The sequence below is a fragment of the Pseudoxanthomonas mexicana genome (assembly GCF_010093385.1).
GTDB lineage: Bacteria > Pseudomonadota > Gammaproteobacteria > Xanthomonadales > Xanthomonadaceae > Pseudoxanthomonas_A > Pseudoxanthomonas_A mexicana.
This window is the reverse complement of record NZ_PDWV01000095.1, coordinates 1-6,018: the sequence shown is the minus strand read 5'-3', so window position 1 is coordinate 6,018 and position 6,018 is coordinate 1. Positions and strand designations below refer to the sequence as shown.

Annotated in this window: 7 protein-coding genes; 3 read left to right on the top strand and 4 right to left on the bottom strand. The window is 69.0% G+C overall.

Annotation, left to right across the window (positions count from 1 at the left end):
- The coding region (locus tag CSC76_RS18575) for an HDOD domain-containing protein (protein ID WP_162111442.1) at positions 1-636 on the bottom strand (636 nt) is incomplete at its 3' end.
- 303 nt (positions 637-939) lie between these two features.
- On the opposite strand from CSC76_RS18575, the gene CSC76_RS18570 reads away from it, so the two are divergent.
- Positions 940-1,395 carry a PA2169 family four-helix-bundle protein gene (locus CSC76_RS18570; protein WP_162111441.1) on the top strand — a complete coding sequence of 152 codons (456 nt, stop codon included), beginning with the start codon at positions 940-942 and terminating at the stop codon, positions 1,393-1,395.
- A 75-nt stretch (positions 1,396-1,470) separates the two neighbouring features.
- On the opposite strand, the gene CSC76_RS18565 is transcribed toward CSC76_RS18570, so the two are convergent.
- Together CSC76_RS18565 and CSC76_RS18560 are read right to left on the bottom strand one after the other, a co-directional pair.
- A complete protein-coding gene (locus tag CSC76_RS18565; RefSeq protein WP_162111443.1) occupies positions 1,471-1,737 on the bottom strand; it encodes a DksA/TraR family C4-type zinc finger protein in 267 nt (88 codons plus the stop codon).
- A gap of 95 nt (positions 1,738-1,832) precedes the next feature.
- Positions 1,833-2,759 carry a M14 family metallopeptidase gene (locus CSC76_RS18560; protein ID WP_162111440.1) on the bottom strand — a complete coding sequence of 309 codons (927 nt, stop codon included), beginning with the start codon at positions 2,757-2,759 and terminating at the stop codon, positions 1,833-1,835.
- Positions 2,760-2,883: 124 nt separating this feature from the next.
- Here CSC76_RS18560 and CSC76_RS18555 point away from each other — a divergent pair, with 124 nt between their 5' ends.
- The gene (locus CSC76_RS18555) at positions 2,884-3,726 is read left to right on the top strand and encodes a class I SAM-dependent methyltransferase (protein WP_162111439.1); all 843 of its coding nucleotides are present in this window, start codon (positions 2,884-2,886) and stop codon (positions 3,724-3,726) included.
- A 185-nt stretch (positions 3,727-3,911) separates the two neighbouring features.
- Positions 3,912-4,778 carry an alpha/beta fold hydrolase gene (locus CSC76_RS18550; protein WP_162111438.1) on the top strand — a complete coding sequence of 289 codons (867 nt, stop codon included), beginning with the start codon at positions 3,912-3,914 and terminating at the stop codon, positions 4,776-4,778.
- Between the two features lie 81 nt (positions 4,779-4,859).
- Here the strand turns inward: CSC76_RS18550 and CSC76_RS18545 are convergent.
- The coding region (locus CSC76_RS18545) for an alpha/beta hydrolase (protein ID WP_162111437.1) at positions 4,860-6,018 on the bottom strand (1,159 nt) is incomplete at its 5' end.

The window sequence follows — 6,018 nt, the reverse complement described above, 5'->3', positions numbered from 1 at the left end:
GTCCGCGCAGGCATCGCGCAGTGCCTGCACCACGACGATGGCGCCCAACCCCTGCTGCAACGCCGCCAGCTGGGCGACGAACACCTGCTCCCTGCCGCTGGCGCGCGCCAGGCCGGCCACGATTACCGCCGTATGCTGCGTGTGGTCCCAAATCAGGTGCGCCAGGCGTCCGAACACACCGCTCTCCGTCCGCATCACGGGCTGCATCAGCGCCACGGCCACGAGATGGCGCAGTCCTTCCACACCCACCACCGCCACGGCACGATCCAGGCTTTCGATCGCCGCGGCATGCCGACGGTACAGTGCGCTGTTGGCCAGCTTCAGCAGATTCGCCGCCAGCGCCGGGTCGCGCGCAATGATGCCGGCGATGTCGCGGCCCGAGGTGTCCGCATCGTTCAGGGCGCCCAGTAGCTGCGGCAACATCTGCGGACGTCGCGGCAGGCGCTGCGGGTCGTCGGCGAAACGCGCGAGCGAGGCCCTGGCCACGCCGATGATGGGCAGACCCTCCTGGGGCGCCCGCGTGGGCACGCTCTCCACCCCGGCGAGCCTGAGCAGGGTGCCGGCCCATTCCTTCGGGACCTCGCTCCGCTCGCCACCCGCCGGCAGCCGGCCTTCGTCCGACATGTTCGTTGGCATGGGGGAAGCAGGCGCGGTCGACCGCCCCTGCCTCCACCAGCCCGTCATCTTCTTCAGCAGTGGCACGGCAGCCGCCATTCTTCTCCGGTTCGACGCCGTTCTATCGGCCGACCGGTGCCGGACTTGAACGCCTTGAACGGTCGTCGGCGGCATATGCTCACATTCCCCTTACGTCCGCTTCGCAAGGCGCGCACGTTGGTGAACGGTTCCATCGCGCGGTCACGCGATGTTGATGCCGCGTGCGCCACGGTGTCCTGCACGGGCACCGCGACGTGTCCCACACATCCCCCCAAAGGAGTTCTGATGAACACTCAGAAGAAGATCCAGCACAGCCTCAACGACCTGATCGAGATCGCCCGCGACGGCCACGACTTCTATACCGAAGCCGCAGGCAAGGTGAAGGATGCCGAACTGTCGGCGCTGTTCATGCGGATCGCCGGCGTCAAGCAGGACATCGTCACCCGCCTGAGCACCGTGGTGGCATCCGCGGGCGGCAAGCCCGCCGAGCACGGCACGATGGTGGGCAGCATGCAGCAGTTCTATGGCAAGGTCCGCGCCGCGTTGGGCGACACCACCTATGGCTACGTGGCCGAACTGGAAGAGTCCGAGGACCGCCTGCTGAAAGCCTTCAGCGAAACCATCGCCGACGAGGACACCCCCGCCGCCGCGCGCGCCGAAGCGCAGGCGCTGCTGCCCAGCGTGCGCGAGTGCCACAACGTCATGCGCGACCGCAAGCAGGTGCTCAAGCGCGCCAGCTGATCCCCGCACGACCGCAGAACGCAGAAGCCCCGCATCGGCGGGGCTTCTGCTGTGCGCATGACAGCCGCTCACGCATCAGCGCAACTGGCTGTCCTTGCTGCCGCGCCGATTGTAGGGTGCGGCACCCTGGCCCTCTGCGTCCGCCGCCCCCCGGCAGGCCACGCACAGCCCCACGCCTGGCACCGCCTTTTGCCGCGCGAGGGGAATCGGCTTTTCGCATTCCTCGCAGCGGGTCAGGCTGGGACCCTTGGGCAACGCGCGGCGCGCGCGTTCGATACCGTCCTTGACGGTCGCGTCGATCTGGTCCTGCACGGCGCCATCGCCGGCCCATCCGGTTGCCATGGTCATCTCCTCATGGATCCTGGTCCCCGGCCCAGCTTACGCCGCCGTCGACCCCGGATCTTCACGAAGCAGGATGGGGTCGCAACCGCCCCGCTTCAACCGTTCGCCAGCGCGTAATCGATCGCGGCCACCACCGCCGCCACCTGGGCATCGTTGCACTGTTGCGGGGTGGCCTTCGGGCTGTCGGGATAGACCTCGGTGATGGTGGTGTAGCGCGCATCGGTGATGCCGGTGCACAGGCCGAGCGATCTCACCGGATACTCGATGACGCCTTCGGCCACCACCGGCGAACCGATGATCTCGCCCTGCGCATCGGCCGGCGCGATGTGGGTGACGGCAGCGACCGCGGCGATCACCGCGCGCTGGAATTCCGGCTGCCGGCGCTCGCTGTCATCCACCAGATAGAACCCGTCCGGAATCCCGCCCGGCTCGAACGGCTTGCCGTCGCGCGCGGCCAGTGCGGGCCGGAACTCGGATTCGTCGCTGTCGGTGGTTTCATGCAGGTCGATGTGCATCAGTACCCGCTCCCTGAGCGGCGCGACAAGGGCGATCAGCGCCGCCGATTCCTGTGCAGGACTGTCGGCCCGGAACGAACGGTTGGGATCCAGCGCATCGGCATTCCAGCGATGGATGCGCTCGTAGCCCCACGGACTGACGCACGGCACCACCAGCAGGTTGGCCTTGCCCGCGTAGTCGCCGGCGCGCTGCTCGAGGAACTGCAGCGCACCGTGCACGCCACTGGTCTCGTAGCCATGCACGCCGCCGGTGACCAGCATGGTGGGCAGGCCGTCGTCCCAGTCGCGGCTGCGGACGGCGTACAGCGGGTAGGTTTCGCCGGGACCGTAGTCGATCGTGCCGTACTGCTGCACGTCGAAACGCCCGCGCAACGCATCGACCGCCACGCCGACATCGTCCACGTAGCGGCGCCGCACGCGCTGCTGCGCGCGCCACTGGGCTTTTTCTGCCGCGCCCCAGGGCTGGCCCGGGGTACCGATGGGATGGAAGCGCGCTGGCAGGTTCATGGCGACGGCAAGGTGTGGACAAGGGGTCGGCACTATACCAGCGGGGTCCGCGATGCCCGCTGCCCTGTCATCCGCAGGCCATCGCGGCGAAAATGCGGGCCTGCTTACTGCGCACGACGTCTCCATGTCCCGCTACGCCGGCCCCCTGCTCACCCGTGACACCGCCCTCGTCCTGCTTGCCGCCCGCGAGCGTGGCGAGGCGCGCTGGGCGGGCTCGCTCGACCTCGGATGCACCCAGGGCGAGGCGTTGCTGGAGGACGAGGGCTGGCGCTGGCACGGCATCGCCTACCCGTATCCGGGCAAGCTCAAGGACCGGACGCTGAACTGGTGGGACGGCGAGGACTTCGCGCCGGTGTCGCGCTATGCGGGCTCGCTGATCAAGCTGGTGCCCACCGAATGGGGCGTGCCCACGTTCGAGATCGACGGCATCAAGATGCTTCCGACGTCGAGGGAGTCGCCGCTGGACGATGCGCAGCGCAAGGTTGCGCTGGTGGAGCCGCGGGGCAAGGTGGTGCTCGATACCTGCGGTGGCCTCGGCTACTTCGCCGCTTGCTGTCTGGCGGCCGGCGCCACGCGCATCCGTTCGTTCGAGAAGAACGGGGACGTGCTCTGGCTACGCACCCTCAATCCCTGGTCGCCGGACCCGGATGCGCCCGAACACCTTGGTCGCCTTGAACTGGCGCATGCCGATGTGTCGCATGCCATCAGGGACGTCCCGGACGCATCCATCGATGCCGTGCTGCACGACCCGCCGCGCTTCGGCATCGCCGGGGAGCTGTATTCGCAGGCGTTCTACGACCAGCTGGCGCGCGTGCTGCGCCGTGGCGGCAGGCTGTTCCATTACACCGGCAGTCCCAACAGGCTCACCAGCGGGCGTGACGTGCCGGGCGAAGTGGCGAAGCGGCTCGAGAAGGCCGGATTCAAGGCACAACGGGCACTGGATGGCGTGGTCGGCCTGCGGCGCTGACGGCCTCCGTACCGGGCTTCAAGCCGGCTGACCGCGGCGTGGCGCCCGTAGGCCTGGGGCGGATGGCGTCGGTCGCCCGCGTGGTTCCGCTGGCCGCGCGGGACGGATAGAGTCGGAGCGACGCCTGGCGCAGAAACGGCAACCGGATGCCGACGCGCCCGGGCCTGTCCACCGCAAGGGTCATCATGCGCCACGACGACATCGTTCCTGCGTGGGAAGCGCTCGGCACCCGCCTCGACGTCGACGGCGCGAACAGTCGCATCTGGCGGGAAGGCAAAGGGGAACCCGTGGTCTGCCTGCACGGCGTTCCCGCGTCGAGCTTCGTGTACCGCAAGCTGCTGGCCGAGCTGGCGACACGTGGCATGGAAGGCATCGCATTCGACTTCCCCGGCATGGGGCTCGCCGATCGGCCGGCGCATTTCGATTACACGTGGAGCGGCCTGGCACGCTGGACCCTGAAGGCCCTCGACGCTGCCGGCCTGGACTCAGTCCATCTGGTGGTCCATGACATCGGCGGCCCCATCGGGTTCGACGTCATCCGGCAGATCCCGGAAAGAATCCGTTCGCTCACCGTGCTGAACTCGCTGGTGAAGGTGGCGCGGTTCCGCCGGCCGTGGGTCATGCAGCTGTTCGTGTATCCCGTCGTCGGCGCCCTCTGGACCGCATCGACCCGGACACCGCTGATCATTCCCTTCATGCGCAGGATGGGGGTGCATGACGGCCCGCGCAATCAGGAACTGCGGGCTTACGGCGACCTGCTGACCAGGCAGGACGGCGGAGCTGCCTTCCGGAAGATCATGCGGGGATTCGAGCGAACGCCCGAGTTCGAGGGAAGAATCATCGCCGCTCTCCGCGGCAGGACGTTCCCCGCGCAGGTGATCTGGGGCGCGCAGGATCCCGCCCTGGACATGGCACGATTCGCGCCCGAGCTGTGCGATGCGCTCGGACTGGAAGCGTGGCACCAGGTACGGGGCAAACACTTCCTGCAGGAGGATGCGCCTGCCGAGATCGCGCAACTCATAGCCCGTTACAGGGACGACGCGCCGCCTTGAGTGCGCTCTCCTGCGATCGCATGCCGACGGCCCCGCGCTGCCGGGATCCGTCGCCGCCCGCCACCGGATCCTGCCGTCGCATCACGGCGGCGGCAGGATCTTCCAGAAGATGCCCGCGCCCAGCTTCACCGACTGCAGCGGCTTGCGCTGCGCCGCGGGCTGGTTGGCGCGGAACATCTCGCGGATGTCGCCCATCACCTTGTCCGATTCCATGAAGTAGGAGTGCGCCAGCATGCTCTGGTCCACGCCGGAGACGTCGATGGTGTCCACCCCGGAGACCAGCACCACGCCTTCGCTGGTGTCCCCGGCGCGTGGGCCGCGGTTGACCTGCTTGGACGCCTTCAGCGCCAGGTCCTCGGACGAGGCGTAGAGGGTGACGCGTCCGCTGGCCTGGCGCAGCACGGGGGCCAGCTCGGTGCGGAACACCTTCGCGTCGATGTCCGGTGCGGCCAGGATGATGCCGCGGAAGCGGCCACGCAGGTCGGGCCGCTTCGCCACCAGGTTGCGCAGCGCCTGGGTCAGCCCACGCGTGCCCATGCTGTGGCCGATGATGTAGAGGTTCTGCGCGCCCGAACGGTCGGCCATGTCGGCCAGGAAGCCTTCGATCATCGGCACCGAGCGCGCGATCGTCTGCTCGTCGGTGAAGTACCCCGCCAGTGCCGCCTGCGACGGCCAGCTGTAGAACGCCGGCGCGCCATCGAAACGCAGGTCGTACGCCAGCTGCGCCGTGCGCCGGGCGGCATCGCGGAAGCTGACGTTGTAGCCGTGCACGAAGACGAAGGCGTTGCGGCCACGGGATGCGCCCACGCGGTCGTACAGCCGGGCGAAGAACGGCGACTTCTCCAGCCGCGCCACGTCCTGCAGGATGACGTGCTGCTTGGGATCTTCCTTGAATTCCAGCAGGTACCAGCGCGGCGATTCCAGCTCGCCGGCCACGTGCGACTTGGGAATGCTGATGCGGGCCGTGCCGTAGGCCAGCTGGCGTGCTGGCGTGGCCGTGAAGCGGTCGCCCGGCGGCAGGCTGGCGAACGTCGCCGCGAGTGCGCGGTTGGTGGCGTAGAACACGTCGACGTTGACGAAGTCCTGTCGCGGCGGCTTGCCGGACTGCGCGGCTTCGCGCTCCCGCGCCGCCCGCTCGGCCGCCTGCCGCTCGGCATCCGCCGCACGTTCCTGCTGGGCGCGGGCCGCCGCTTCCGCGGCCGCACGGCTCCGGGGCCCGGGGGGCCCTCCTGGCGGGGGG